This window comes from Burkholderia singularis, from assembly GCF_900176645.1.
GTDB classification, from domain to species: Bacteria; Pseudomonadota; Gammaproteobacteria; order Burkholderiales; family Burkholderiaceae; genus Burkholderia; species Burkholderia singularis.
In genome coordinates, this window is record NZ_FXAN01000047.1 from 1 (window position 1) to 25879 (window position 25879).

At 61.8% G+C, this 25879-nt stretch carries 29 protein-coding genes; 9 read left to right on the top strand and 20 right to left on the bottom strand.

Translation table 11 applies throughout. The annotated features are described in order from the left end of the window. The coding region (locus BSIN_RS26190; RefSeq protein WP_218192411.1) for a hypothetical protein at nt 1-183 on the bottom strand (183 nt) is incomplete at its 3' end. A gap of 21 nt (nt 184-204) precedes the next feature. On the opposite strand from BSIN_RS26190, the gene BSIN_RS09480 reads away from it, so the two are divergent. The 9 genes from BSIN_RS09480 to BSIN_RS09515 all read left to right on the top strand — a co-directional run bounded on the left by BSIN_RS09480 (nt 205) and on the right by BSIN_RS09515 (nt 8914). Beyond that, complete coding sequence (locus BSIN_RS09480; protein WP_089340299.1) at nt 205-1341, top strand: DUF2827 domain-containing protein; 1137 nt, start codon at nt 205-207, stop codon at nt 1339-1341. A gap of 98 nt (nt 1342-1439) precedes the next feature. Continuing rightward, nucleotides 1440-1958, top strand: a complete 519-nt coding sequence (locus BSIN_RS09485; RefSeq protein ID WP_089340300.1) for a hypothetical protein — start codon at nt 1440-1442, stop codon at nt 1956-1958. 76 nt (nt 1959-2034) lie between these two features. Then, nucleotides 2035-2580: a DUF4019 domain-containing protein gene (locus BSIN_RS09490; RefSeq protein ID WP_256583712.1), complete on the top strand. Its 546-nt coding sequence runs from the start codon at nt 2035-2037 to the stop codon at nt 2578-2580. A gap of 137 nt (nt 2581-2717) precedes the next feature. Then, a complete protein-coding gene (locus BSIN_RS09495; RefSeq protein WP_089340302.1) occupies nt 2718-3890 on the top strand; it encodes a UDP-galactopyranose/dTDP-fucopyranose mutase family protein in 1173 nt (390 codons plus the stop codon). Nucleotides 3891-3910: 20 nt separating this feature from the next. Further along, nucleotides 3911-5143 (top strand): hypothetical protein, encoded by a 1233-nt coding sequence (locus tag BSIN_RS25805; RefSeq protein ID WP_159935923.1) that lies wholly within the window; start codon nt 3911-3913, stop codon nt 5141-5143. Next, on the top strand, nt 5143-6543 hold the full coding sequence (locus BSIN_RS25810) for a class I SAM-dependent methyltransferase (protein WP_159935925.1): 1401 nt from the start codon (nt 5143-5145) through the stop codon (nt 6541-6543). Before BSIN_RS25805 ends, BSIN_RS25810 begins: the two co-directional genes overlap by 1 nt. Further along, a complete protein-coding gene (locus BSIN_RS09505) occupies nt 6540-7697 on the top strand; it encodes a DUF2827 domain-containing protein (protein ID WP_089340303.1) in 1158 nt (385 codons plus the stop codon). Before BSIN_RS25810 ends, BSIN_RS09505 begins: the two co-directional genes overlap by 4 nt. A 210-nt stretch (nt 7698-7907) precedes the next feature. Beyond that, nucleotides 7908-8162 carry a hypothetical protein gene (locus BSIN_RS25255; RefSeq protein WP_125910517.1) on the top strand — a complete coding sequence of 85 codons (255 nt, stop codon included), beginning with the start codon at nt 7908-7910 and terminating at the stop codon, nt 8160-8162. Between the two features lie 284 nt (nt 8163-8446). Continuing rightward, the gene (locus tag BSIN_RS09515) at nt 8447-8914 is read left to right on the top strand and encodes a hypothetical protein (RefSeq protein ID WP_143757389.1); all 468 of its coding nucleotides are present in this window, start codon (nt 8447-8449) and stop codon (nt 8912-8914) included. 412 nt (nt 8915-9326) lie between these two features. Here BSIN_RS09515 and BSIN_RS09520 read toward each other — a convergent pair whose 3' ends face one another. The 19 genes from BSIN_RS09520 to BSIN_RS09600 all read right to left on the bottom strand — a co-directional run bounded on the left by BSIN_RS09520 (nt 9327) and on the right by BSIN_RS09600 (nt 25871). Continuing rightward, nucleotides 9327-10070 carry a hypothetical protein gene (locus tag BSIN_RS09520; protein ID WP_089340305.1) on the bottom strand — a complete coding sequence of 248 codons (744 nt, stop codon included), beginning with the start codon at nt 10068-10070 and terminating at the stop codon, nt 9327-9329. After that, complete coding sequence (gene sctS, locus BSIN_RS09525; RefSeq protein ID WP_059519885.1) at nt 10067-10330, bottom strand: type III secretion system export apparatus subunit SctS; 264 nt, start codon at nt 10328-10330, stop codon at nt 10067-10069. Before sctS ends, BSIN_RS09520 begins: the two co-directional genes overlap by 4 nt. 34 nt (nt 10331-10364) lie before the next feature. Continuing rightward, entirely contained in the window at nt 10365-11015 is a 651-nt protein-coding gene (gene sctR, locus BSIN_RS09530) for a type III secretion system export apparatus subunit SctR (protein WP_059520066.1), read from the bottom strand. Continuing rightward, nucleotides 10999-12225, bottom strand: a complete 1227-nt coding sequence (sctQ, locus tag BSIN_RS09535; protein WP_159935927.1) for a type III secretion system cytoplasmic ring protein SctQ — start codon at nt 12223-12225, stop codon at nt 10999-11001. The genes sctR and sctQ overlap by 17 nt, the downstream gene beginning before the upstream one ends. Nucleotides 12226-12310: 85 nt before the next feature. Further along, nucleotides 12311-12988, bottom strand: coding sequence for a type III secretion system protein SctP (sctP, locus tag BSIN_RS09540; protein ID WP_089340307.1), 678 nt, complete (start codon nt 12986-12988; stop codon nt 12311-12313). Between the two features lie 15 nt (nt 12989-13003). Continuing rightward, nucleotides 13004-15097 (bottom strand): type III secretion system export apparatus subunit SctV, encoded by a 2094-nt coding sequence (gene sctV / locus BSIN_RS09545; protein ID WP_089340308.1) that lies wholly within the window; start codon nt 15095-15097, stop codon nt 13004-13006. A gap of 23 nt (nt 15098-15120) precedes the next feature. Then, complete coding sequence (gene sctU / locus BSIN_RS09550; protein WP_059519881.1) at nt 15121-16191, bottom strand: type III secretion system export apparatus subunit SctU; 1071 nt, start codon at nt 16189-16191, stop codon at nt 15121-15123. Nucleotides 16192-16489: 298 nt separating this feature from the next. Beyond that, nucleotides 16490-17560 (bottom strand): hypothetical protein, encoded by a 1071-nt coding sequence (locus tag BSIN_RS09555; RefSeq protein WP_089340309.1) that lies wholly within the window; start codon nt 17558-17560, stop codon nt 16490-16492. A gap of 152 nt (nt 17561-17712) precedes the next feature. Beyond that, nucleotides 17713-17994: a hypothetical protein gene (locus BSIN_RS25260; RefSeq protein ID WP_143757391.1), complete on the bottom strand. Its 282-nt coding sequence runs from the start codon at nt 17992-17994 to the stop codon at nt 17713-17715. Between the two features lie 419 nt (nt 17995-18413). Then, nucleotides 18414-18656: a hypothetical protein gene (locus tag BSIN_RS25265; RefSeq protein WP_143757392.1), complete on the bottom strand. Its 243-nt coding sequence runs from the start codon at nt 18654-18656 to the stop codon at nt 18414-18416. 389 nt (nt 18657-19045) lie between these two features. Beyond that, a complete protein-coding gene (locus BSIN_RS09560) occupies nt 19046-19501 on the bottom strand; it encodes a CesT family type III secretion system chaperone (RefSeq protein WP_059519879.1) in 456 nt (151 codons plus the stop codon). 144 nt (nt 19502-19645) lie between these two features. Continuing rightward, nucleotides 19646-19900, bottom strand: a complete 255-nt coding sequence (locus BSIN_RS09565) for a hypothetical protein (RefSeq protein WP_059519878.1) — start codon at nt 19898-19900, stop codon at nt 19646-19648. Between the two features lie 136 nt (nt 19901-20036). Continuing rightward, entirely contained in the window at nt 20037-20273 is a 237-nt protein-coding gene (locus tag BSIN_RS09570) for a hypothetical protein (protein ID WP_059519877.1), read from the bottom strand. Between the two features lie 141 nt (nt 20274-20414). Then, nucleotides 20415-21416, bottom strand: coding sequence for a hypothetical protein (locus BSIN_RS09575; RefSeq protein ID WP_089340310.1), 1002 nt, complete (start codon nt 21414-21416; stop codon nt 20415-20417). A gap of 208 nt (nt 21417-21624) precedes the next feature. Continuing rightward, nucleotides 21625-22425 carry a type III secretion system export apparatus subunit SctT gene (sctT, locus tag BSIN_RS09580; protein ID WP_089340311.1) on the bottom strand — a complete coding sequence of 267 codons (801 nt, stop codon included), beginning with the start codon at nt 22423-22425 and terminating at the stop codon, nt 21625-21627. Beyond that, nucleotides 22422-22928, bottom strand: a complete 507-nt coding sequence (locus BSIN_RS09585) for a hypothetical protein (RefSeq protein WP_089340312.1) — start codon at nt 22926-22928, stop codon at nt 22422-22424. Before BSIN_RS09585 ends, sctT begins: the two co-directional genes overlap by 4 nt. Then, the gene (gene sctN / locus BSIN_RS09590) at nt 22928-24274 is read right to left on the bottom strand and encodes a type III secretion system ATPase SctN (RefSeq protein ID WP_089340313.1); all 1347 of its coding nucleotides are present in this window, start codon (nt 24272-24274) and stop codon (nt 22928-22930) included. Before sctN ends, BSIN_RS09585 begins: the two co-directional genes overlap by 1 nt. Next, entirely contained in the window at nt 24271-25146 is an 876-nt protein-coding gene (gene sctL / locus BSIN_RS09595) for a type III secretion system stator protein SctL (RefSeq protein WP_089340314.1), read from the bottom strand. The genes sctN and sctL overlap by 4 nt, the downstream gene beginning before the upstream one ends. Continuing rightward, a complete protein-coding gene (locus tag BSIN_RS09600) occupies nt 25131-25871 on the bottom strand; it encodes a type III secretion protein HrpB4 (protein ID WP_089340315.1) in 741 nt (246 codons plus the stop codon). Before BSIN_RS09600 ends, sctL begins: the two co-directional genes overlap by 16 nt. Nucleotides 25872-25879: the final 8 nt, after the last annotated feature.

Sequence of the window (25879 nt, forward strand, 5' to 3'; positions counted from 1 at the left end):
GGCGAACACGGCGAACACGGCGAACACGGCGAACACGGCAAACACGGCAAACACGGCGAACACGGCAAACACGGCAAACACGGCAAACACGGCAAACACGGCAAACACGGCAAACACGGCAAACACGGCAAACACGGCCGGCCCTGCGCCCGCATCGCCCGCTGCGCGCGGCGCGCGGGCCACCCCGGCGCCGGGAGGCTCGGCATGAGCGCGGCCGTGCTGCCACGCCGCGTCGGCGTGTCGATCTTCGTGCGCCAGGGGCAGCAATCGCTGTGGGAAAACGGCATCTTCCAGAATTGCCTGTTCCTCGCGATGCTGCTCAAGCGCATTCCCGGCATCGAACAGGTGTGCCTCGTCGCGGGCGGCGGCGACGGCACGCTCGACGACGCGCGGCGCTTTCTCGCCGACGCCCCCGTGCCCGTCATCGGTATGGCCGACGCCGCGCACCATCTGGACTTGATGATCGAGATGAGCGCGCAACTCGATCGCCATTGGGTGGCCGCGTTTCGAGACGCGGGCGGCAAGATCGTCTCGATGCGGGTCGGCAACGACTACGTGATCGACATCGAGCGCATGATGTTTCAGCTCGAGCCCGGCTTGCTGATTACCGGCGCGCCGTATCACGCCGTCTGGACCCTGCCGGAATACGAGGTGAGCTGCGCGCCGTATTTCGCGCATACGTTCCGCGCGCCCGTGACGATCGTCCCGCATTTGTGGAGCCCCGTGGTGCTCGAGCGTGCCGCCGCCGCGCTGCCCGCCGATACGCCGTTCGGCTATCGGCCCGGACGCGCGCGCTGGCGAGCGGGGATCTTCGAGCCGAACCTCTGCATGGTCAAGACGAGCTTCGTGCCGGTGCTCGGCTGCGATGTCGCGCACCGGCTCGCGCCCGAGCGGCTCGACAGCGTGCACGTCTTCAACGCCGCGCATCTGGGCGCGCGCCCGGGCTTCGCCGAGTTTGCCGCGAGCCTCGAGCTGGTGCGGCACGGCCTGGCGTCGTTCGAGCCGCGCTATCCGTTCTATCAGGTCGCGGCTTCGCGTATCGACGCGGTGGTCAGCCACCAGTGGGAGAACGCGCAGAACTATCTGTATTACGAAGCGCTGCACGGCGCTTATCCGTTGATTCACAACTCGCCGATGATTGGCGCGTGCGGCTATCGGTATCCGGAGTTCGACGTCGAAGCGCTCGGCAGTGCGCTGCTGCGTGCGCACGCGGAGCATGACTTGAATTTGGACGCCTATCGCCGCACCGCGCAGGCGTTTTTACGCACGCTGGCACCGGAGTATGACGCGAATATCGCCGCGTATCGCGCAGCGATCGCCGCGTTGTATTACCCGCGATGAACGCGCGGCGGCAGGCAGCACGAATGAAATAAGCAGCACGCAGACAGCACACAACCCGCGGCGTCACGCGACGCCGCATGCTCGACGGGGGAGTCGCGATGGCAACGGGATGGGCGGTCGAAATTCGGCACAAGGACAGCCTCGCGCGGCAAGTCGCGCGCGGCGCGCAATTGCGTGTGCAACTGAACGCGACGGCTGGCGGCGGCGACGCGTGGCCGGCCCTCGATGCCGAGCCGGTCGAGGCCGAGCTGATCGATGCGCCGAGCGCGCTCGCGGCACTCGCGCGCCGAATCGGTCTGGCGCGCCCGGTGCCGCGTCCGCCCGCGCCGGGCGCCGCGCCGGTCGTCTGGCGCCGCGGCGCGCTGCGCGAACTCGAGCGCTGGCTGACCGCTTGCCCGGCCGAGCGCGATTCCGTTTGGTGCTTGCGCCAACTGGATGCGGTGCTGGCCCTGATCGCCCGTTGGCCCGCGTTCTATCCGCCTGCCCCTGCCGCCGGCGTGCGCCGTGCCGAGCCGGTGCCCGGCTGCCTGCTCGATTACCGCGTGCGCGACGCGCGCATCGAAATCCTGGCCGTCATCGACCCGGATGGCGCGTGCGCAATGGGCGAGCGCGAATGAAACCCCGCCTGCGGCCTCTGGCGAGGCCGCAGGGCGTTCGTCGATGGATGGCATGACTCAAGCTCAGGAGATGACTGTGAAACACACCCGTTCGCTCGCTTTGGCTTCGCGTCGTTTTTTTTGCTTCGCCCGTTGGGCCGCCGCCGCGTGCGTTGCACTGGCCTCGGCCTGGAGCATGCCGCCCGCGCACGCGCAGACCCCGCCCGGCACGTCGGCCGATGCGCTGATCCGCGACGCCGACGAGATCGTCAAGCAGCTCGACGCCGCGCAATACGACGCGGTCTGGCGCGGCATGGCGCCGTTCGTGCATACGCAGATGAAGCAGGCGCAATTCGTCAAGCCGATCAAGCAGGCGCGCCAGGCGATGGGGCCCGTCGCGCAGCGCGGCTGGTCGAACGTCGCGCGCATCGCGTTGTCCGGCTCGCAGGGCGCGCCCGAAGGGATGTACGCGAACGTCGATTACGTGACGACGCTCGCGAGCGGGCAGGTCGTCTTCGAGCAATTGAGCTTCCGGCTCGAGCCCGACGGCCAGTGGCGCCTGACGGGCTACGTGCCGCGCCGGCCCGTGCCCGCGGCCGCGGCGCAGCCCGCCAGCTCGCCCGCCAGTCAGCCGCGTTCTTGAGCCGGGGCCGTCATGTCCTTCCCGCATACGGACGCGATGCCGTTGACCGATGCGTCGCCCGGCGGCCCGCGCGGCGGCGGGCGCCGGGCCGTCGTGTGCGGTGCGCCCGTCGCGCCCGATCCGGCCGGAGGCAGCCGATGAAGGTGCTGATCGTCGGCGCGGGGCTGTACGGCGCGGTCTGCGCGCATGAGTTGACTCGGCGCGGCCATCGCTGCACGGTGCTCGACAAGCGCGAGCACATCGGCGGCCATGCGTACACCCGCTATCACGCCGATGTGCGATGTCACGAGTATGTATATGGCGCCCCTGTGTTTCATACCGATGCCAAGCCGATTTGGGACTACGCGAATCGCTTCGCCGAGTTCCGGCCATACGAGCATCGCGTCAAGGTCGCGCATGGCGCGCATCGTTACAGCTTCCCGATCAACCTGATGACGCTGCAACAAGTGTTCGGCACCAGCACGCCGCGCGACGCGCACGCGCGCCTCGCGGCCGAACGCATTCCGTGCGCGGCGCCCGAGACGCTCGAGCAGGCCTGTCTGGCCACGCTCGGCCCGACGCTGTACCGGCTCTTTATCGAAGGCTATACCGTCAAGCAGTGGGGCCGTCATCCGGCCCAACTGCCCGCCGCGTTCGCCGCGCGCCTGCCCGTGCGGCTGAGCTTCGACGACCGCTATGTCAGCGACCGCTATCAGGGCCTGCCGCTCGACGGCTACACGCCGATGATCGCGCGGATGCTCGCCGGCAGCGACGTGCACCTGGGCATCGATTTCCTCTACCGGCGCGACGACTGGCTCAAGCGCTACTCGCGCGTGATCTACACGGGCCCCATCGATGCGTTTTTCGACGAGCGTTTCGGCCCGCTCGCGTACCGCACGCTGCGCCTCGAGCGCGAGGTGTTGCCGGTGGCCGATTTCCAGGGCGCGCCCGTCGTCCACTACGCCGAATCCACCGTGCCGTACACCCGCATCATCGAGCACAAACACTTCGACGCCGAGGGAGCGGGGGCCGGCGCGGCGTCAACCGTGTTGCCCGAGGTGGCGCCCACCGGATGGCCAGGCGCCCCGGCCACCGCGCCCGCCACCGGGCGCACGCTGATTACCCGCGTCTACCTGCAGGCCCGTGAGCCGGGCCAGGCGCCGGACTATCCGGTCAACGACGCATGGAACACGCTGCTGTCGCAGCGTTACCGGCAGGCGGCCGAGTCGCTCGCCGGCCACGTGCACTTTGGCGGGCGCCTGGCCGAGTACCGCGACTACAGGATGCATCAGGTCATCCGCACCGCGCTGGCCTTTTGCGCGCACGCGTGACGGCTACCCAGGCGCCCACCATGAGCCGCGATACTTATCCGCCCCATCCGCTGATCGACCTCGACTGGATCCGCGACGCGAGCGGCCGCCCCGAGCTGTCCGCGCGCGAGTGCCTGCTCGAGCAGGACGCCGTCGGCCCCAATGCGCTGTTCGATCCGGACTTCTATCGGCATGCGTATGGCGCGTCGATGCCCGACGGCATGCATTGCGTCGAGCATTTCTGCGGGCAGACGCGCGATGCGCCCCGCGATCCCAATGCGCTGTTCTCGGTGAGGCAATGGCACGACGCGCATGGCCACGCGCTGGCGCCCGCCCGCTGGCGCGCCGAGCTGTTCGGGCTGCTGGGCCGGGAAGCCCGCTTCGCGCGCGACGAGCTGGCGCGCTTCAAGGCCGGGCAGATCGTGCTGCACGATCAGCGCGTTGGCCCGCCGCCCGAGGCCGGTCAGGCGATCGTGCTGTTCGCCCATCACGATACCCACGGCGACATCGCCCCTTATGTCTACGATTATCTCGACGCGCTGGCCGGGCAGGACACCTGCCTGCTGTTCGTCACGCAAAGCGCCCCGCTCGCGCCGGCGGCGCACGCGCAGCTTGCACGCCGCGTGTGGCGCATCGTGCAGACCCGCAACCGCGCGCACGACTGGGGCCTGTATCACGTCGGCCTGCGGCTGCTCGAGCGCGACGGCTTCACGCCGCATCACCCGCTCGTGCTCACCAACGACAGCGTGGTCGACACCGTGAACAGCCTCACGCCGCTCTTCGCGCGGGCCCGCGAGAGCTGCGCCGTGCTCACCGGCGCAATCGACGGGTGGTTGTACGACGGGCATTTGCCGTCGTTCTTTCTATACTGTTCGCCGCAACTCGTGCAGTGCGCAGCGTGGCGCGACTTCTGGGCGGCCTGGCGGCCGCTGCAGGAGCGCGCCGGCGCGCTCAACGGCTGCGAGCACGGTTTCTCGCGTTTCATGCGCGCGCGCGGCGTACCGATGCAGGCCGTCTGGACCTACGAGCAGATCCTCGAAGCCGCCGATCCGGCCCGGGCTCACGCGTGGCGCCGCGCGCGGCTCGAGCGCCACGGCGACACCGATCCGTTCCATGCCCTGTGGGATGTGATGCTCGAATGCGGCTTTCCGCTGCTCAAGCGCTCGGTGTTCACCGCGCCGCTGAACGCCCACCATCTGAGCCATATGACCAACGTGCTGAGCCGTCTCGTGTCCCGCCGCCGGGCGCGCACCGTCTCGGGGGAGCGTGCTTGATGGCCGCGTTTCCGATCGTGCCGGGCGCAGCGCCGCGCGGCGATGAAAGCGAGGCGTGTGGCGCGCCGGCCACGTGGCGCTGGCCCGGCCTGAGCGCCGCATCGTTCTGGCTGCCCGAGCATGACGGCGTTGGCACCGCGCACGAGTACGCGCCGTTCGTCTTCTGGCTGACCGAGGCGATGGCGCCGCGCACCCTCGTCGCGCTCGGCGCGCGTCAGGGCCTGACCTATCTGACCTTCTGCCAGGCCGTCGTCCGCCTGAATCTCGCGACGCGCTGCTACGCCGTGGGAAGCGGGCCACGCGACCGCGACGACGACGCGTGCGCCCAGCCCCTTCACACCGGGCAGGCCCGCGCGCTGCTTGCCGCGTTCCACGACACGCACTATGCGGCGATCTCGCGCCGGCTGCCGATGGGCGCGGACGACGCGTTGCCGTATTTCGCCGACGGCGAAGTCGACCTGCTGCATCTGGACGGCCGGCCCGATTACGACGCCGCGCTGCACGACTTTCGCGCGTGGCTGCCCAAGCTGTCGGCCCGCGCCGTGGTGGTGCTCCACGACATCCACCGGCGCCAGCCCGGTTTCGGCACGTGGCGGCTCTGGCAGGAACTCGGCGCGTGCTATCCGTCGTTCGCGCTGGCGCACAACGACGGCCTAGGCGTGCTCGGCGTCGGCCCGCAACCGCTACCGGCGCTCGCCGAGCTGTTTGCCGCCGACGCGGGCACTCGCACCGCGCTGCATACGATCTATGCGCGCCTGGGCAGCGCCCTCAGTCAACGGATCGTCATCGATGCGCTGGACCTCGAACTCGCGTCGCGCCAGGACGAATTCGAGCGGCTGCGCCACGACGCCGGCACCGCGCATCGGCTGGTGAGCCAGGCCGAGCGCGAACTGCATCGCCGCAATTTGGACGTGGCCGCGCTGCGTGAGCAACTCGTGCGGCACTTGGCCGAGCAGGCCCAGCAGGGGGCGGATTTGCGGGCGCGGTTGGCCGAGCGGGACGCGCGGCTGAGCGCATGGGGCGCGGAACGCGAGCAGGTCGCGCATGAGCGCGCGCGGCTGCATGCGCAACTCGCCAGCCAGAGCGAGGCGCTCGCCGAGCTGGGCGCGACGCGCGCGCGGCTGCGGCAGTTGGAGGTGCAGTCGCAGCAGATCCAGCAGACTTACGAGACGGCACTGGACGACGCCCATCGCGCGCTGGACGCCGCCGAGGACCGGCAGCGGCGCACGCAGGTCCGCATGGCCGAGCAGGGCGCCGCGCTGGCCGTGCTGCGCGCGCGACTGCGCGCGGCCGAGGCCGCTTCGGCGCGGCAGGTGATCCGGCGCTGGCGCGCCGCGCTCGTCCGGCGCTTTGCATGCGTGCGGGCCGTGGCCGTGCCGTCGCGGCAGACGTCCCGATGAGCGCGGCACGGTTCTCCGGTTGGCGCATCGGCATCACGATCGGCTTGCGTGCGCCGGACGAGAGCCTGTGGATCAACGGCATCAAGCAAAACGCGCTCTATCTGGCCAAGCTGTTGATGGCATCGCCGCGCGGCCATCGGGTCACGCTCGTCAACACCACCGAAGTGCCCATCACCGACGCGCTGCCGTGGGACCGCCGGGTATTCGACACGCGGCCGTGGTCCGACGCCCAAGACGCGCTCGACGTGCTGATCGAACTCGGCGGGCAGATCGGCGGCGCGCAGACCGCGTATCTGAAGGCGCGCGGCGTGAAGCTCGTCAGCTATTGCTGTGGCGTCGAATATATCAACGCGATCGAATCGATTCTGTTCGGCCGGCGCTTGTGGGACGGGCTCTGGATCAACCGCGATTACGACGAGGTCTGGGCGATCCCGCAGATCGCGCCGTCGTCGCTGCCGTTTCTGCAATCGCTGCGGCGCTGCCCGGCGCGCGTCGTGCCGTTCGTGTGGGATCCGCTGTGCGTGACCGAGCGCGCCCGCGCGCTGCCGCACGCAGGCGAGTATCGGCCGAGCGGCGCGCGCGCGAAGCGGCTGACGATCATGGAGCCGAACCACGACGTCGTCAAATGCTGCGTGTATCCGTTGTTGATCATCGACGAGGTATTCCGGCGCGACCCCGATGCGATTGCCTTCACGCACGTGACGAACGCCGAGCATCTCGCCACGGGCAGCCCGGAGTTCGTGATGCTGATGGGATATCTGGAACTGGTGCGCGCGCAGCGCGCGAGCTTCGTGGGGCGTTACGACACGCCGACGTTTCTGGCGCGGCATACCGACGTGGTGGTCTCGCATCAATGGGAGAACCCGCTGAATTACTTTTACTTCGACGTATGCTGGCAGGGGTATCCGCTGGTGCACAACGCGGCGCTGGCGCCGGATTTGGGGTACTACTATCCGGGCAATGACGTGCGCGAGGGCGCGGCGGCGCTCGCACGCGCGCTCGGCGAGCACGATGCGCGGTGGGACGCGTATGCAAAGCGGCAGCGCGCGCTGCTGCGCCGGTATACGGCCGAGAACCCCGCGCTCGTCGCCGAATACGATACGCTGCTCGATGCGCTGATGGCCGCGCCCGGCCGCCCGCGGCGGCGCACATGACTTTCGCCGCAGTGCAGGGGCTTTCGCGTGGCGGCTTTCCTGTGATGAAAGGAGCACTTACATTGCTGCATCGACATAACGGAAGAGGTGTGATTCAACGCGGGAATTTCTTTGATTCAACGGTATGTTCGAGCGGACGCCAGGGTGTTTGCAGGTCGGAATCCGATGCGACGGAACGTACTCGTAGGAAGGCAGTGCGATGGAGATTTCATGAAAAAGAATTACTTAAAATATCTGACGATTTTGGGTTTTTTGGTTTTTGATTGCGTGCATGCCGATAACCCTACTGAGAAAGAGGCACGCGGCGCTGTCGACCGTTCATTCGACGAAATAAATAAAAGGATAAATCGCGATTTCGAGCCGGGCGAGGTGCCGCGATCGGTTCCTCCGAAAACGAGTGCGGAGCAATTCAACGACGATCGCAGGCGCGCGTGCAGTCGCGCCAAGCCGCCGTGCAGTCCGTAAGACCGGCAGCGATGGAGCCGGCACGCGCCGACGGCGTGACGATACCGGCTCGCGTGAGCCGCGCTGCGCCTGCGGCATGTCCGGTGACGGGAACACCGGACGATATCAATTTTCCGGCCGGATGCAGCCGTGCCGGCATGACTTTTAATTTAAAAAAGAAATGAGACATGAATTCATTTAAAAAATTTTCCGATGGAATCGCGCAAGGCGGGAAAGACGTTTATCGCGGTATCGAGGAAATCGCAATTTCAACGATCAGTGGTATCGAACATAACGTCGAAGGAATGTTCGACGTGCTCAACGGCCTGCTGCACGGCGATTTCAGACGTGCATTCGCCGATCTCGGCGCGACCGTGCAAAACGGGGTGCGCAATGCGGAACGCGCGGCCGGCGCAGTGGTGCGCACCGCCAGCGCGTTGGTTACGGCCGTCCCCAATGCGGTGCTCGACGCGATGAGCCCGGAGGCTGCGCGCCTCGTGAAGAAATGCCAGCGAGGTATCGAGAGCGGCATCGAGAAAACCGTAAGCGATATCTACGAGGCCGGCGGCGGCGTGGCGCGGGGTATGTTCCGGAGCGTGACCGATATGGCTCGCGGGCGCACCGCCGATTGGCTGGAAAACGGGATCACTGTCCTCGGAAACGCCGCGATGCTGGTTTCGTTCGCGTCGCCTGTCCGCCTGGCGGGCGCGTTCGTCGCGAATGTCACCGAACAAACGCTGGCGAGCATCGGCAGGCGGGGAGGCGCGGGCTGAGAGCCCGGCGCAATGGCGTTCCGATATCGGCAAGCATTTCGTTGCCGCATTCGGATCGCCTTTGACCCGACAAACCGCGCACGCGGATGCCGCGGCCGCGGCACCGGCGGAACCGGTGTGCCGAGCTGGAGCGCCGCCATATGGACGACGGGTTGGAGAGTATGCCGAGGCGACGATGCCAACCCGTCAGGTTCTTGAACATGCGAAACGGCTCACTCTCGACATGGACCGTCACCGCTGGCGAATGCGCGCGTTATCGCTTTGTACGGGGAATGAAATTGCCGACTCGCGATCACCGGCGGCTTCGAATCATGACGAATCGACAGGGATGCACGGGTTTGCGGCGAGGATGTCGAATTCGACAATTTAATTCGATGAACGACGAATTTATTCGGCCCGTTTTTTTATTGAATCATTCGAGTGGCCGAATGACGCCCTGCGGCAAATTCAGCAACGTGACGCAGACTGCGCGTTCGTGCTGCGTTGGGGTGCGAGGCGCGTCCATCGCCTTGAACAACAGGGGCATCAGGAAGTACGCGCTAGATGCGTGCGGCGTCAGTTCTTTGCATAGACTCCACAGACATTCCAACGTCGGCGCATGATCCGTTCCTTTCAACAGGCCCCTGAGTCGGACCAGATTCAGGCAGGCGTGCGCTCCGTGGTTCAGCAATACGTCACGGCACGCATCGGTGAACGAGCGATCATCCAGCGCGCCGATATCTTGGAGCAGCGCCGTCGACGACGACGATTTTTCCGGGGCATCGTCCGCATTCCGAAATATCGAGAGCAGTTTGAGCGACCTGCGTTGCTCCTGACCTTGCTCCTGTTGATTCGGATTGCCGCCGGCGCCGTCGCTTGGCGACGGCGCATCGAGGCCGTCGCGCCACTCGAGTTCGCATTCGTTCCAACATTGCTCGTCGAAATTGTCGGCCGCCTGTCTAGTGCGCCGGCGAGTCAATTTGTTGACCGCTTTTCCAGCGCGCGCGGCGCTCGTCGACGATCTGCGCAAAGGTTCGCGCCCATATGAGAACCGGATGCTGTTTCGGTACAACGTGAAGAATTGAGCGTGATTGGGCACGCCGCCGACGTCGCGTTTGTAGTCGGTTCGTCCGGCATGTTCGCAGTACGCCGGGCGGCTTGTCTGGATACGAGTCATGACGGAATCGCGGTGCGCATGATTTCATTGGCCAAGCGCAGGATGGCCGCGCATGCCAAGGGGGCAGTGATGACGATCGCGAGCATGACCGCAATCAGTTTTGCCGCATGCGACAAGGTCTGATCTTGCATGGACGTGATGGCCTGCAGGAAAGAAACGGTCAAGCCGACCAGCGCCGCAACGATGACGGGCGGCAGCGAAATAGCCAGGCACAGGAGCATGCCTTCGGTGGTGAAGCGCGTGAGTGTATGAATATCCATATCGGACCCTTCAGCGTGGGGCTGCCGACGAATGCTATCGATAGGTCAATATCAGGCCATGAACGAGCGTCGACCAGCCGTCCATCACGACGAACAACAGCAGCTTGAACGGAATCGCGACATTGGTGGGCGTGACTTGGTTGAGTCCCATCGCGAGCAAGATGTTGGCGATGGTCAAGTCCACCACGATAAAGGCGATATACAACAGGAAGCCGATCTTGAAGGCGTCTGCCAGTTCCGTCAGCGCGAATGCCGGAGCGAGAACGATCAGATCGTCTTCGCGCAGCTTGTCGGCTTGTTCCTTGGGCCATATCGCCGACGCCGATCGCAACAGAAAACGCTTTTCGCGCTCATGCGCGTGCTTTTTCAGAAAGTTGCGAAACGGCTCGCGCGCGGCATCGAACGCTTGTATGACCACCTGTGTCGTCGGCATGCCGGTTTGCCGGTTTTCCAGCGTTTTTGCCGCAGTCATGCCGATCGGCGCCATCACGTAGACCGACACGAGGATGGCGATGCTGTTGATCACCATATTGGGCGGCACCTGCTGCACGCCGAGCGCGTTGCGCAGCAGCCCGAGCACGACCACGATCTTCGCATACGAGGTGACGACCATCGCAATGAACGGCAGCAGGCTGAGCGCGATGACGACGAGCAGCAGCCCTGTAACATCAGTCAGTTGAAACATATTCGGATGCCATCCGCAGGATTCGAACACCGAGATGTTCTCCAACGGTCACCATTTCTCCATAGCCGATCGTTTGCCCATGTGCGACGAGACGCAATTGGGCCTTGTCGACCGAGGTTTCCAGCTCGATCACATAACCGCTTCTCAATGAAGCGAGTTGAGTAAGCGAGAGTTTGACGATATCGACTTCGAATTGAACCGGCACCTCCAGCTCTCCAATATGGATCAACTCGTCGGCCGAGCCGGTGAGATCGGATTCGGATGCGTCGGACATGACGGGCTCCTTGATAAGCACGAGAGATTGTCGATCGAACTCGACGGCGGCACATAAGCGGACGCACCTCGGCGCTCCCCAAGCAGCCGTTGCGAAAACGCTCGCACGGGGGGCGCCGGACGCATCAAGTAATTTGGCATTCAACGACGGATGCAGCGCGCGCAGGATCACATCGCCCGGTGCGAGCGCACGCAACGTATCGTATGCAAGCGGCTTGACGCCGATGATGAGCCGCCCCGGCAGACGCAACGAACCGAGCCGGGCGGCAGATAGCGGGGGGGCCAGCCGTTCGAGCGCCTGTATCGTTTTGTCGATATGCAGCACGAATTCGTGGCTGCGCCCAAGCGCCCGGCATGACAGTCTCAGCAAAGAGCGGTGGTCATGCTCGCCGGCCGGCGCTTGCCGGCGTATCGCATGCACGCGCGGATGGTTCAAGCCGCATGGCGCCAGCAGTGTCAGCATGGGCTCGAGCAACGCGCGTGCAAGCGCTTGCCTTAAATCCGATCGAGCCGATTGCGCGTTCGGCATCGCCTGTTGCGGGGCGCCTGCGGTGCCGGCGCGTGGCGTCGCAGCCGTTTCATATGGCGGCTCGTCGGTTCCCACGGCCGCAGCCAACACCGGATATGCGTCCAGATCGAAGCCGACGGATACCGTCAACTCGCTTGATTGCACGCTGAACGAAAGCCGCGCGAGCGCCGGGTGTTGCCATTCGGGCAACCGATCGAGCGGTTCGATGCTCAGATGCGCGATCTCGCCGCGCGCCTCTATATACGCAATCAGTCGCTGGTTGCAGAGTATGCGCGTGATGTTTGCCATCGACGAATCGATGGCGGGCAGGTTCAACGGACGGTGTTCGGCGTCGATGATCTTCGAGAAGCGCGGCAGCGATTCGAATTCAGCGGACTGTACCGTTTCGATGGGCGATTCGATGGGCATTGGCGATGACCTCATCTCGTCCGCCACGGCCTCAAGGCTTCCGGTTTTTGCTTTCGAAGCGTCGAACCAGGCCAATGCAAGTTGGTTACCATACGAAAATCTCGATTTGGCGCGTTTCACCGCAAGCGCGTAGCGTCTGATCAAGCTCACGTTGAAGTGCGCCGCTATGGTTCAACAGTAACTGTTTTATTTGCGATACCGAAGTATCGAAGCGAAGTTGCACGAGGATTGGCGAAAACGACAGCGTCAGCCGGGTCGGTCCGAAATAATCTTCATCCAGCGGAAAATGAATTTGCCATTCGCCGAAATCTAGCGTGGCGAGGCCGTTGTAAAGCGATGCGATATGCTGGCCGAGTTTCGCGACGGCGGCTGCAGGAGTGAGGCGCCGTTGGGCGATGTCGGTTTTTTTCGCCCGCCGATCAGAAGAACCGGCACTGGCGCAGGCATCGGGGCCGGAATCGGTATCGGCACGATAATCGTCGGTATCGTCGTTGCCGTCGGCAGGCGGCAACGAGTCGGCGGCCAACGTTCCGTCATGGGCGGCGCCCTGTTGCGGTCGCGACTGAATCGGGCCGGATGCCTGACCCGCGTTCGAAGTGCAACGGCGCCGTGAGCGCTCCCAGGCAACCAGGGTAAGACGATTCTCCGCGGACGCGGGTTTTCGCGGCCCGGAGCCGGCTAAGAGACTGCCAGGCTCCTGGGCTGCATCGGATTTACGCCGAGCGTGCGGTGCGCCGATGCGCTCCGCGATATGGTTTGCCATCCTACGCGTTCCGCCTTAAATGGTGACCCGGCCGAGCGGCTTGAGTTCGATCTGCTCTCCAAGCTCCTGGTACGAATAAACCGACAGCCACGGCAGCCTCGTTTCGATCATTCTTCGCACATAGCGCCGGATATCCATCGAGGTGACCACGGCGATCCGGTTGCGAGGCGAATCATGAATCAGCGATTCGACCTTGTTGACCAGGATGTTGATTTCGTCGGGCGGCAGCGCAAGATAATTGCCGGTCGGGGTTTGCTTGATCGATTGCCGAATATGTTGTTCGACAGGCAGATCGAAAAGCACCGCGCAAAGCGCAGGCTCTCCATTAGCCGCTTGATGCGCCAGCAAGTGAGACATGTCGCCGCGCACGTACTCGGTGAGCATCAGGAGATCCTTCTCCTTGGGGCCCCATTGAATGAGGCTCTCCATGATCGATCGGACGTTGCGGATCGGAACCTGCTCTTCGAGCAGCCGGCGGAACACTTCCGCGATACGTTGCGGCGCAAGCACCTTTTGAACTTCGGCTACCAAGCCGGGATAGTCGACCGCAGCTTGATCCAGTATCCATTGCGTCTCCTGAACGCCTAGAAACTGCGGTGCATGATGTCGAATCATCCCAATCGCTGCATGGGCGATCACGCGCTCGATGCGCCACACTTCCGCCTTGGGTGGCGCGGCGCGTTCGTCTGCCCAGCGCGTTGGCGCGCCTGTTGCGTCGATCGGCCCGAACGTTTCCGCGTTCGGCGCCGGCGGCGTTGCGTCATTCGTCGCACTCAACGGGTGATACGGCGCGCATCGTTCGGGTTCGGGCAGCATGACCTTGCCTGACGGAAGATCGATCTTCAGCTTGGGCACATCGTGTACGAGAATTTCGCCAGTGGCTTCGGGCAGTGCGGGGTGAGGCCACATCGCAATGCCGGGAAACGGCAGCCCCAGTTCCTGTTGCAGATGCGCGCGCTCAAGTGCGAACGCACGCTCGAGTGCGGGCATCGTCAGCCGGGGGACCACGTCCGGCGAAAGGCGAATGCCGATCGGGCACGCGAAGGGCGGAGCGCTGGTCAGGATGGCAGGCATTTCGCTCTTCGCGCCTGGGCGTTGCATCGATTGCAACGCGTCGGATTCGGTTCCCGGCGCGCTGTGCCGATGTTTCGCATTGAGATGATAGGCGGCGATTGCGAGAATGGCGGCGAGCATCACGAAGAGCAGGGACGGGAATCCGGGCACCGCGGCGAAGCCGAGCAGCAGCACCGCGGTGAAGTACAGCGCGCGCGAATTCGACGTGAGCTGCCGGCCAATATCGTCGCCGAGCGAGCCGGCGCGCGGCTGGCTTTCGTCCACGACGCGCGTGGTCATGACGCCTGCGGCCACCGACAGAAGCAGCGACGGAATTTGCGAGACCATCGCATCGCCGATCGATAGGACAGAGAAGCGATTTGCCGCTTCGCCCGTCGTCATGCCGTGATAAACGACGCCGACGGCAATGCCGGCAACGATATTGATCAGCGTGATGACGAGCCCTGCGATCGCGTCACCTTTGACGAATTTCATCGCGCCATCCATTCCGCCATGCAGTTGGCTTTCGATGGCGAGCAGCGCGCGTTTGCGACGCGCTTCGTCGGCGGTCAGCAGATTGGCGCGCAGGTCCGCGTCGATACTCATCTGCTTGCCGGGCAACGCGTCGAGCGTGAAGCGCGCACCGACTTCCGCCACGCGCTCTGAACCTTTCGCAATCACGATGAATTGAACCGTCGCGATAATCACGAACACCACCAGCCCGACGACCAAGTTTCCGCCGACCACCAGCCTGCCGAAACTTTCGATGATATGTCCGGCGTCCGCCTTGAGCAGAATGGATTTGGTCGACGCGATGTTGAGCGACAGGCGGTACAGCGTAGTGAACAGCAGCAGCGCGGGAAAGGCCGATAGCGACACGATATTGGTCACATACAACGTGACCATCAGAAGCGTGACGCTGAGCGTGATATTGATGCCGAGCAAAATGTCGATGATCGCGGGCGGCAGCGGCAGAATCATCAGCGAGATGATCGCGACGATCAGCAGTGCGACGCCGACTTCGCCACCGGCCGGAAGCTTGAGTGATTTGAACATAGGTGTTCGGTTTTCCTGCGGAATCAACCGCCGTTATGCGCGATGCCGGCATCCGGGCCGACTGTTTCGAGCCAGTGCAGGATGGTGGCCACGGCCTGGAACAGCGATTCCGGAATGGGTTCGTCTATGCCGACTTTATATAGCTCCCGTGCCACTGGCGGATTGCCGATGATGGGCACGCCGGCTTCCATTGCCACACGCCGCAATTGCGCGGCGCTTTCGTCGACGCCCTTGGCTACCACGCGCGGCAATAGATCCTCTGGTGGCCGGTAACGCACGGCCACCGCGTAATGGGTGGGATTGACCACCAGCATGTTCGCGGTTTCGACTCGCTTGGACGGCGGAGGCGAGGAAACCAGCGCGCGCGCGAGGCGGCGGCGTTCCCCTTTGATCAGCGGGTCGCCTTCCTCATTCTTGAACTCGCGCTTGACCTCGTCCTTGCTCATCTTCATTTCTTTGATGAACATCGCGCGCTGTAATTTGATGTCGACCACGCCCACCAGGACGAAGACTGCGGCAGCGATCATGAACAGCCTGAGCGAGATATGCCAAAGCAACGCGGGAAGTTCGGACAGCGGCTGGTACAGGAAGCCGGCGATCAACGGAAACAGCCCTTCGATACTTTTCCACATCGCGATGCCGATAATGGCGGCCTTGATGACCATCTTCACGAAATCGAGCAGCGTGCGCATCGAGAAGATCCGCTTGAGCCCGCTGGCGGGATTGACGGCTGCGGGGTTGGGCGTGACCGGTTTCATGGATATCTGCAGGCCGACCTGGGCGGCCGAGACGCCGATCGAAGCAAGAACGGCGACGGCGACGCAAGGCACGGTGGCGATGAGCATGAGTCCGGCCAATTTATAGGTCTGCGCGAGGATGTTCGCCAACGAGTGATCGCCGTCGATGAAGCCGATCGGTATTTTCACGATGCTCCGAAACGTATCGCCCAGATGATCCGTCATCACGATCAGGAGCACGATCGTTGCCGATAGCGTGACCGCCTCGGTGAAGTCGCGGCTATTCGAGACCTTGCCTTCCTTGCGGCTGTCGCGGAGTTTTTTGTCGGTTGGCTCCTCGGTTTTTTCGTCACTCATCGACTACCTGTCCAAAGCTTGTCTATCCGTTGCGCCATAACCATTTCGCGCATTCGCGACGGCGTATTCATCGTGCGTGTAGGAAATCATGCGTACTCCAGAGGGTTCCGGACGACGCCACTGCATCTTTCATGAATTGAAGGAAAACGGGCGGCATGGATGAAATCCATGCCGCTCGCAAGTCATCAGGCATCGATTCGGCCCGTATGTCGTGCTTGCGCGTAGTCGCGACCTATGCGCCGATATCGAGCTTCGTTCTCTGTTTCGTCACTCCGGCGGTGTCGCCGGGAAAGCCGGGTCATGCCGCTGCCGCGAACGGCTTGGCAGTATCCATCTGCGCTCCATTATTGATGTCTTGAGAGGTGACGAGATCGATGACGCGGCCGTCGGCCGTCAGTTGCAGATTGTTGCGCGAGACATTGGCATCGAAGTTATTCGCAATTTGATTGCCGTTTCCGCGTGCGAAGTTGACGCTCAAATCACCGCCGCCATTCACATTGTTGACGAATGCATAGGCATTCTGATCGACTACGCCAAAATTCTTGACGCGATACGCGCCGGGGTGAGCCGGATCCTGTTCGGTATTCATGAGCACTCGTGAGCCGTCCGGCAACCGAAGGTCAGCCGCACCCTTGAACATATTGCCTTTGCCGCTTGCATCGGTGATATGAGGGTCTCCCCAGATGCTTCGCAATTTCTTGCCGTCGGGGCCGTAAATATTGATCGACGAATCACCGCCTTTTTGCGTCGGCTGATTAGCTTCGATGCGATAGCCGCCATGCGTCGTCATCGACGCTGAGCCGCTGTAGCCGTTCTTTGACGGCTTCAGCGCGAGCGACGATTGAATTTCCGGCGTGCGACGGTCCGGCGCGCAGCCAATCGGAACAGGCGATTGACCAGGACATGCCGGATTCGCCGGGCGGTTCCCGCCACAATCACAATTGCCCTGGCCGTTTCCGTTGTAAGCACTGGTCGACAATGAGCCTTGTGGAGTGCCAAACGGCGAAGCCGGCAGGTTTTGCCCGTTGGTTGCGCCGTTTGCCGGTGAACCTTGTTGGCCACCGAACAGAGACGGCAGCGAACCCGCACCGCCGGCGGGATTATTGGACGGAGAATTCGCTTGGCCGCCCACCGGATTCGTTGACGGGGGTTGTCCGTAGCCAGCGTCGTTCGCCGGTGAGGGCTGAGCGTTACCGGCCGTGTTGGGCTTGAATCCGTTCTGCTGCATTTGCGACATGTAGCGGCCTATGAAATAAGCCAGTACACCCAGCATCATCATCTGGCTCGGCGAGATCTGCGATGCATTGCCGAAATTCGCCGAATTGATATTCGGAAAATAGTTTGTCGATGCCGTTGATAGATTATCCATGATAAGGTCCTCGAGATAGATTCGCAGTGCTGAAATTGAAAGCGGTCAATATCAGGCATGGATTTGAATCAGGATAGAAACCGCTCACTCGTCCTTTCAAATTTGCCGATAACGTCCGCTGGCTGCATGCCGGCGGCCGCGGTACGCGTGGTTCAGGAAGCCATCGAATCGGACAGGTTCACCAGAAGACTGATGAGGTCGTTCACGGCTGCGGGATTGGTGGCGCCGATATCGGAACCATATGCTTGAGACGTGGATAGACTGGTTCCGATGCCGGTGCCGGAAATTTGCGAAGCGGAGCTGCCGGCGCCGATGCTGGTTTGGCCAGCTTGTGAAGCGGATGGACTGATACCTGTTCCGGGCGCTTGCGACGCGGAGCCGCCTGCCCCGATACCGGCCGCATAGGCTCGCGATGCCGAACTGCCGATACCCACCGCCGGAACCTGCGAAGCGGAAGCGCCAGCACCCGGCCCGATACCTGTGCCGGGAACGAGCGACGCGGACGGACCGGCGCCGGGCGTGACACTGGGCTTGTACGATGGCGGAGCAGCCGTCGGCGCGGTGGCTCCAGGCCGAGGCGCGGCGATAGCCGGGGCGGTTCGAGCCGGATTGTTTGGTGCCGCGCAAATCTGGGGCTTCGCCCCTTTGCACACGTTGCGGCAAGCCGTCTGACACTGACGATTGCACTGTTTCATCTGCGGACCAGCCGCGCCTGAGCAGCGAGTAGAACTGGCCTGGCAGGATGAGCGAACGCCATTGCATCTACCTTTACCCATTATCGAATCTCCAAAATTGAAACAACTGGGTTGCCAAAAGCCAGTTCCACCGGATCGAGTCTCGCTGGACGGGAAACTCAGCCCGCCACTGGAGTTTGGGCGCCTGTGGCGCCGTTGTTGGTCCCGAGGCTTTGAACCGCCGATTGCAGGGCTTGCATGACGGCCTGTACGAGTTGCTGTATGGCCGGCGAAGACGCCGCATCCTGTGCGGGAGATTGAACGCCGTTTGCTTGAGAAGCCTTGGAGCAGTTACACATATCTATTTCTCCGGTTGAATTGAATGATGTGGTTACCGAGCCGGATTCCACGTAATTGATCATAGGGCGAAGAATCGTGATGAAAGAGATGCTCGCGAAATGAATTGCGGTAATCCGAAGCCAGTCCCCGCAGCGTTCGTTGGTTAGGCGCGGATGAAGCGCTTGCCGGAAGTAACGAGCTATCCGTTACGCGGCGGCTGACATGGTCCGACGTGTCATCTGGCTGAAAGGGCAGTCTTCGGCCGCGGCAAGCCGCAATGACCGAATGCGTGCCGTTCACCCGCGTGTTGTGCAAGCCGAATTAGGGGATCTCTGCAACAGAGGGCGTGGCTCGATCTCGAAGCTCGGCGCGAGGTTTGCGGAAGCTCGTGCGGTGAGCAAGCGGATCCATGACGATCTCGTGGAAGCGTGCTGAATCGATCGGCAGCGCAGTGGTGCTCGAGGGCAAAGTGTCATGCGCGCAGCCAGGAAAACACCCCGGATGCGATGCCTTCGAACATCTCGTCGCTCGATTCCAAAATATTCTGCCGCCAGTAGCGGCCGTGGCCTGCATAGTGTGCAAGCAGTTCGGCGATGGCTTGCCCGGTAATGCCCATGTCGAATGGGAAGCGCAACGCCAGAATGATTCCGCCGGTATCCGCGTCGAGCCCCAAGTGCGCTTGGTCTTGCGCGTAGATCAGAAGATTGGCTTCCAGCATCAGCCTGAATACCACCAGCGTGCGGCCCGAAGTCATCGTGCCGAAGCTGAAGTTGATATACATCGCATCGAGATCGTGCTCGAAATATTCGAGCCGCACATCAAATCCGTCGACCTCGATGGTGCGTGTCCTGAGGACATGATCGACATCGGTCAATCCAACCGTCTCGCATAATTCCGAGATCAACGTGACATAACGCTCGCTGCTCACTTTCTATCCGATATGGCACTTGTGCGAAAAATATATTCGGTAGTGCCAAGGGTACAACGCGCCGGCACGTATTTTGTGCCGGCCGCATATGAGGAGGTATTTCGTGGATATCCATTCGAATATCCACGAAATACGATTAGGCCGTTATTGGCCGCCGACCCGCTCCGTATCGGAGAACGACTTCTTCGTCACTTCCGCTTCCATTTTGTACATATCGGCTTCCGCTTGCGCGGCCGCCAGTTGCTTCTGGAATGCAGTTTGCATAGCCATCGTCTGCATTTGGAATTCCGTCGACTTGGCCATGCTTTGTTGCAGCGATTGAATGTCGTTCACGTTGAACGTGTTGCTTTGAGGGTTGAGATCGCGATTCGTATTGACAGAGTTAGTATTGCGTACCATTTTAATCTCCTTAAAAATAAATGAGCATGACGCTCCACTACAACCTGGCCACCGCGAGTTTCCGGTGGCTGGTATTTTGCCGGGGCGGATCATTCATGTCCGCCTGTCGGTATGCCCGGGCCTTGGCCGGTTCATCCTATTTCTCTCGATGTTGCAATTGCTGGAGTACGCGTGACGCGGCAAAGAATCCACGGTACAGCTTGATGAGGTTGCTGCGATCAAGCTCTGTCGTGCTTTTGGTTTCGCCTATGCGTTGAGCGGTTTCTTCGAGTGCTTGGCATATCTCGCCGATGCGCTGCGAGTTGCCGTCTTGATTCAGGATTTTGGAAATGTTTTCAATTTCCGATGAGTGTGATTCAAGCAATTTGTACATTTTCGTTCAAATCAAGTTGAGTGCCGCCGATGCGGTTCGGTGCGATTGGCGCAGCGAACCAATCTTGTTCGACAGTCGATGCCGAATCGCAACGCGTACTGCGCCGTTCGAACCGCGGGCAGACGTGCCGATCCGATATGGCTATCTGGGTATCGCATTTTCACTTTCCATCGGATCACTGCTGCTGAAGAGATGTTTGACGCCATCGGGGGTTTGGGCAAAGTGCACGTCGTTGGAAGCCAGCATTTCCGAATAAGACGGGATCGGGCGAGTTGTGGCATCCGGGCCGCTGGTTCGTAACACAACGTCCGTGATGTTGGGGCCGAGATCGTCCCGAACGCGAGCGATGGCGGTTTCGAGCGCGGCTTTCTCGAGAGCCGGCCCATTGACTGCGAAACGGGCGTCACCGAGATACGTGACATACGCGCCATTGACACCGAGCATGTCGCCGATGCTGCGGGTTACGTCCTGTGCGATATCGTAGTTGCGCTCGATCGTATTGGTCGAGCTGAATCGATCGAGAATCCTGCGTGCCGCTCGATCGTCCGTGTCGTTCAATACGATGCCGGATACGGCGATGGTGTTGCCGATTGCCCGCGCATACAGCCCGTCGAGGTGCGCTGCCGCGAGCGCACGGCGGATTTGCTGCGCATTTTCGCTAGTGAAATTGAGCGTCGACGCATGGCTGGCCTCCGCGGTATCGAGCGACAGGCCGATCGTCGCGGATACGAACAACGCACATGTGACGGCTGCGGCGATCGCATGACGATAGAAGCGCGTGCCGTGAGCACGCAATTCGTGCGGCTGCGCAAGCAAAGTGGAAAGCAGTTCGACGTCGGACGGCCATTTAGGGGTTTCGTTTCCCACGCATAGCACCGTTTCTCCAAACTGAACCGGCTCGAGATCGGTCAGGCTTCGGATGGGCAGGCCTGGCTCGGCGGTCGCAACGTCAGCGTCCGTTTCGTCGCGCTTCGGCGACACGGTCACGACGCCGTTGGTGTCGACGCGTAAGACCACGTCGTTTCCTTGCCAGTCAATTAACTGGATATCGGCATCGGCATGCGCGCCGATGCGATAGACACCAGGTTCGATACTGAGTTGTGCGCCGGCATGAAAGCCGGTCAATACGCGTAACAGCTTCATCGCCCGTACCAAGTTTTGACAAGTCGCATGAAATCAATAATGCTTAATTTGAACTTGTCTCAAGGTTACGTGATAGATACATCATATCGTCGGCCCGATGCGAATTCTTCATAGGCGAGGCGAAACCGTATGACACAGGCGGCTCGCGGAGCTTGTGGCCGATACCGGATAAATGAACGCAAGAGCCGCACGCCGGCTGGTTTGGCGGCTAATGCCCGATCCAGTGCTCGAGTTGCGCGCCGAGTGCCTGCAGCGTCAGTTGGCTGCGCGTTTGGTCGATCACCAGCCCGGCGAACAGGGCGAGAATCAGTACGGTGAGAGCGCCCTTGATTGGCTGACTGAACGTTCCCAGATCCAGTTTTTCCGCCGACTTTCCGATGAAACCGAAGGCAAAGTCCACCAGCAGCAGAATGAACACGATTGGTAACGACAGCTTGGCCGTCAGTTGCAGCAGCGAATCGCTTTGTGTCAAAACGAACGATTCGAGAATATTGAGTGGAATCGGTTTGATCGCCGCGATCGGCCACCATCGATACGATTCGTATATCGCACCGAGCAGAAACGTCATCCCGCCGAGCGACCAGAACGCGACGGTCGCGATTTGCGATAGTAATGTAGAGGTCGGCGTCGACTGCTCCTGACGCAACGGATTGCTAACTTGTGCGTTGTTGTAGCCTGTTAGATTGTCGATATAGATGCCGGCATTTTCCACGGCCCAGAATACACTCGACGCGGCGAATCCGATCAGAAGTCCGATCAATACTTCGCGGCCCGTCATCAGAAGCGCCGACATACCTTGGATTTTTTGACCCAGCGACAAAGGTTGCCCATAAGCGACGTATGATCCGAACAACATGACGACGCCAGTGCGGACGGAGCCGCTCAAACCATTGGCAATAGGCGGGAACATGAGTGCCGGCACCGCGAACCGGAGCGAGCAAAGACCGATAACTGTCGCGTACTGAACCAGTAGCGGGCCATAGGGGAAAATGGTCAGCGTATCGTTCATCGGAGTGCCTTTCTGCGGAGTGACCGGGCAACGGAAAGCTCTTCGGCTTCCTCATCGAGCGCATCGTTCGACGCCATTTCGAGCGCCCGTTCAATCGTTTGTAGACGATCGCGGCAGCGATCGATGCGGCCAGTGTTTCGTGCAATTTCGCGAAGCGTTTGAGTAATGGTCTCGGCGGCCTCGGACAGGAGCGCTTCCAGCCGCTGAAATTCTTCGCACTGCATATCGACGCGCTCCGTCAGAATATTCACATAGGTATGGTAATCATTGAACAATTCAGGGTGAAACGCCTGGCCGCAGCTGGTTAGCGCGTCTATCTTGCGGATGTATCTATCCAACGTGTTCCGTTCGCTCTCCAAGCGTTCGCGCTGGGCGTCGCAATGCGCGGCACGCGTTGCATACTCATCGCGCTGCGTTGCAAGCTGCTGGCGCAATTGCCCGTCGTATCGTTGCCCGCGCTCGATCGAACGTTTCAGCGCCCGAATGAGGAGGGCCGGCGCCATCAGTTGCCCGCGAGTGCGAAGAGCAGCTTTTCCGTATCGGATGCGTGTGCGTAGTGTGTCGTGGCCTGACAGAGGAACGCGCGGATGGCTTCGTGTTTCTCGATGGCTTCATCTGCAAGTGCATCGGTGCCCGGTTTGTATTCACCGATTTGCAGCAACATTTCGACATCCTGATACTTGGCGATGAGTTCGCGCAGGCGGCCCGATGCCTGCATATAGTGCGGTGGCACGACTTGAGGCATAACGCGGGACAGGCTCTTGAGCACGTCGATGGCCGGATAAAAATTCTTCGCGGCGATTTCGCGAGAAAGAATCATGTGCCCGTCGAGGATGCCGCGCACTTCTTCCGCAATGGGATCGTTTCCGGTTTCGTCCTCGGCCAGAACGGTATAGAGGGCGGTGATCGATCCGACTTCGCCCATGCCGGTGCGTTCCAGCAACCGCGGCAATTCGGCGAAGACCGAAGGCGGGAAGCCGCGCCGTGCGGGAGGTTCTCCGGCGGCAAGACCAATTTCCCGAACGGCGCGGGCAAATCGCGTCAATGAATCCATCATCAGCAGCACGCGTTGGCCGCGATCACGAAAATACTCGGCGATCGACGTTGCCACGTATGCGGCCTTCGCTCGCTCGGTCGGCGAGCGATCCGACGTTGCGCAGACGACGACCGAACGCTGCATGCCTTGCGGGCCGAGAATCAATTCGACAAACTCGCGCACTTCCCGACCACGCTCGCCAATCAACGCGATCACGTTGACGTCGCAGGCGGTTCCTTTGGCAAACATGCCGAGCAGCGTGCTTTTCCCGACTCCGGCAGGAGCAAAGATTCCCATCCGTTGTCCTTCGGCCAGCGTCAGAAGTGCGTCCACGGCGCGCACGCCGGTGGGCATCGGCATTTCGATCATGCGCCGGCTCATCGGCGGAGGCGGTGAGGTCAGGATCGGGCGCAGCGTCGCGGCCTCGATCGGTGGTCCTTCGTCGACGGGTTCACCCAGGCTGTCGATTACGCGCCCGAGCAGCGCATCGCCCACTTTTACGGACAGCGGGCGCCCAAGCCCGATGACCTGTGTCGAACGTGAAATATGCTCCAGGGATGCGAATGGCGAGAGCAACGCATATTCGCGCGTGAAGCCGACGACTTCGGCACGTTGCAGCACCGAGCCTTTTGGGTCGCGTAATTCGCATAGTTCACCTAATGACAAATCCACACCGATGACCTTGAGTAACGTTCCGATTACTTCGATGACTTTGCCGGTGCGGGTGACGGTTGATTGAACGCCGAGTTCCTGTTCGATTTCCGCCGCGAATCTCTCGAGATCGAACTCCTCCACGGACCATGCGGGCTTCATGCGAACGCTCCGTCATCCGCATGCGGCTGCTCGATCATCTGGCTGCCGGAAATATCGGTTGCGGAGATGAACGCGTCGGCAGATTGCCAGACATGAAGGCCCGGATCGGACGTCTCGTCTGCCATCGTGGCGGAGGCAGTGCGATCGACCGCCCGTTTCAGCGCGCGCGATACCGCGTTGCGCATGGCGCGTAACTGCGTGTCGAGACTGGCGTCGACGGTGCCGCAGTCGGAGTCGCAGACGCAGCTACCCGGCGCAAGCCGTTTGTCGATATTGACCGATAGCGATATCGGATAACCCAGCTCCCGCCAACGCGAGGCGAGGCGATTGAATGTCGTTCGTGCTTGTTCGAAATCCTGAGGATTGACGGCGACATGCAGATAGGTTGCGCCGTCGACCATCCGTTCGACCGTGGATAACGCACGCTCGAATAGCGCATCGTGATTTTGAACATGCACGATCTGTTCGACTGCTGACGTGACGATTTCGGCCAGCCGCGCACACATGCGCTTCTGCATTTTGGTTTGCATGTCGGCAGATGCCGCGACTTGCTCCATCCATTCGGTGCGTGCTTGGTCATATCCGTCGGCATAGCCTTGAGCTATCGCACTTTCGCAATCCCTGCGGGCCGCATCGAGTAATTGCTGGGCTTTGTCCTCGGCCGCTGCGACGATCGATGCCGCTTGCGCATGCGCGTCTGCGAGAAGCGCTTCACGCTGGTCGGCGAGTATGGCATACGCCTGCTCGAGTTCGACCAGTTTGCCAAACGTGTCACGCGCAATGACGTCACCGGTTACGCCGAGGTCGTTATTGATTGCATCAGCGCCGATCTGAGCCGTTGCCGACCCATTGCGTCTTAGCCAAATAACCATGACCATGTTCCAAGCCAGTTGGGCAACTGTGAATACAGCCATGCGCTGCCGTTCGCGTCGGTCTTTCCGGGCATGAACGCCGGCGCGCCGCCGTCATGGCCGCCGTGCTTGAGCGCCAGTTGCAGCAGATGGCGATATGACAGACCGTCGTGGCAACCGTCACGCATGAACAATACGAACCCTTCGTTGGCGAGCGCTTGGGCATCCAACGCATCGATCGGCAAATGGAGGCCGCGATCGGTCTCGAGTGTGTCCATCGGCGGCGCGTCGGCGATGAGCGTTTCGATATGGACGCCTGCCCATTCCGACAATCTGGCCCATACGCGTTTATCGATCGTTCGGCGTAGTTCGATGCGACGGAAAAGAAGCGCGCGCATGCACAATACCTGCAACCCGACGGCGGTCGGCAACATGCTCAGAAGTGCGAGATTCAATCGAGCCGGCGAGTTTGCCGACGTTTCGAGCGCGGGCCGTTGATATGCATCGGGATCGGGATGGATGACATGTGCGGCTTCGGCGAGCGCGCGGGAACAGACATGAAGTGCGTCTTTGCTCGTATGGGCGAGCGTGTGACGCCATTGTTCGACGATCGATTCATCGACGCCCAGTATGGCCATGTACCAGGAGGGATGTGCCCATAGCGCAGCGTGCGACAGATTGGCCTCATACGTTTCGCGCAGCGCGGCTGCGCGTTTGGATGGCGGGCGGGTCGGTTGGGTCTTCATATGAGTGG

Bases quoted from the DNA above. Each gene is read 5' to 3' on its own strand.
- BSIN_RS09570 (WP_059519877.1), bottom strand. From the start codon at position 20,273: ATGTACAAATTGCTTGAATCACACTCATCGGAAATTGAAAACATTTCC.
- BSIN_RS09600 (WP_089340315.1), bottom strand. From the start codon at position 25,871: ATGAAGACCCAACCGACCCGCCCGCCATCCAAACGCGCAGCCGCGCTG.
- sctL (WP_089340314.1), bottom strand. From the start codon at position 25,146: ATGGTTATTTGGCTAAGACGCAATGGGTCGGCAACGGCTCAGATCGGC.
- BSIN_RS25810 (WP_159935925.1), top strand. From the start codon at position 5,143: ATGGCCGCGTTTCCGATCGTGCCGGGCGCAGCGCCGCGCGGCGATGAA.
- sctV (WP_089340308.1), bottom strand. From the start codon at position 15,097: ATGTTCAAATCACTCAAGCTTCCGGCCGGTGGCGAAGTCGGCGTCGCA.
- sctU (WP_059519881.1), bottom strand. From the start codon at position 16,191: ATGAGTGACGAAAAAACCGAGGAGCCAACCGACAAAAAACTCCGCGAC.
- sctP (WP_089340307.1), bottom strand. From the start codon at position 12,988: ATGGCAAACCATATCGCGGAGCGCATCGGCGCACCGCACGCTCGGCGT.
- BSIN_RS09555 (WP_089340309.1), bottom strand. From the start codon at position 17,560: ATGGATAATCTATCAACGGCATCGACAAACTATTTTCCGAATATCAAT.
- sctR (WP_059520066.1), bottom strand. From the start codon at position 11,015: ATGTTTCAACTGACTGATGTTACAGGGCTGCTGCTCGTCGTCATCGCG.
- BSIN_RS09565 (WP_059519878.1), bottom strand. From the start codon at position 19,900: ATGGTACGCAATACTAACTCTGTCAATACGAATCGCGATCTCAACCCT.
- BSIN_RS25255 (WP_125910517.1), top strand. From the start codon at position 7,908: ATGAAAAAGAATTACTTAAAATATCTGACGATTTTGGGTTTTTTGGTT.
- sctQ (WP_159935927.1), bottom strand. From the start codon at position 12,225: ATGCCCATCGAATCGCCCATCGAAACGGTACAGTCCGCTGAATTCGAA.
- BSIN_RS09480 (WP_089340299.1), top strand. From the start codon at position 205: ATGAGCGCGGCCGTGCTGCCACGCCGCGTCGGCGTGTCGATCTTCGTG.
- BSIN_RS09575 (WP_089340310.1), bottom strand. From the start codon at position 21,416: ATGAAGCTGTTACGCGTATTGACCGGCTTTCATGCCGGCGCACAACTC.
- BSIN_RS25805 (WP_159935923.1), top strand. From the start codon at position 3,911: ATGAGCCGCGATACTTATCCGCCCCATCCGCTGATCGACCTCGACTGG.
- sctT (WP_089340311.1), bottom strand. From the start codon at position 22,425: ATGAACGATACGCTGACCATTTTCCCCTATGGCCCGCTACTGGTTCAG.
- BSIN_RS25265 (WP_143757392.1), bottom strand. From the start codon at position 18,656: ATGATCAATTACGTGGAATCCGGCTCGGTAACCACATCATTCAATTCA.
- sctS (WP_059519885.1), bottom strand. From the start codon at position 10,330: ATGGATATTCATACACTCACGCGCTTCACCACCGAAGGCATGCTCCTG.
- BSIN_RS09520 (WP_089340305.1), bottom strand. From the start codon at position 10,070: ATGACTCGTATCCAGACAAGCCGCCCGGCGTACTGCGAACATGCCGGA.
- sctN (WP_089340313.1), bottom strand. From the start codon at position 24,274: ATGAAGCCCGCATGGTCCGTGGAGGAGTTCGATCTCGAGAGATTCGCG.
- BSIN_RS09505 (WP_089340303.1), top strand. From the start codon at position 6,540: ATGAGCGCGGCACGGTTCTCCGGTTGGCGCATCGGCATCACGATCGGC.
- BSIN_RS09515 (WP_143757389.1), top strand. From the start codon at position 8,447: ATGTTCGACGTGCTCAACGGCCTGCTGCACGGCGATTTCAGACGTGCA.
- BSIN_RS09495 (WP_089340302.1), top strand. From the start codon at position 2,718: ATGAAGGTGCTGATCGTCGGCGCGGGGCTGTACGGCGCGGTCTGCGCG.
- BSIN_RS09485 (WP_089340300.1), top strand. From the start codon at position 1,440: ATGGCAACGGGATGGGCGGTCGAAATTCGGCACAAGGACAGCCTCGCG.
- BSIN_RS09585 (WP_089340312.1), bottom strand. From the start codon at position 22,928: ATGGCGCCGGCCCTCCTCATTCGGGCGCTGAAACGTTCGATCGAGCGC.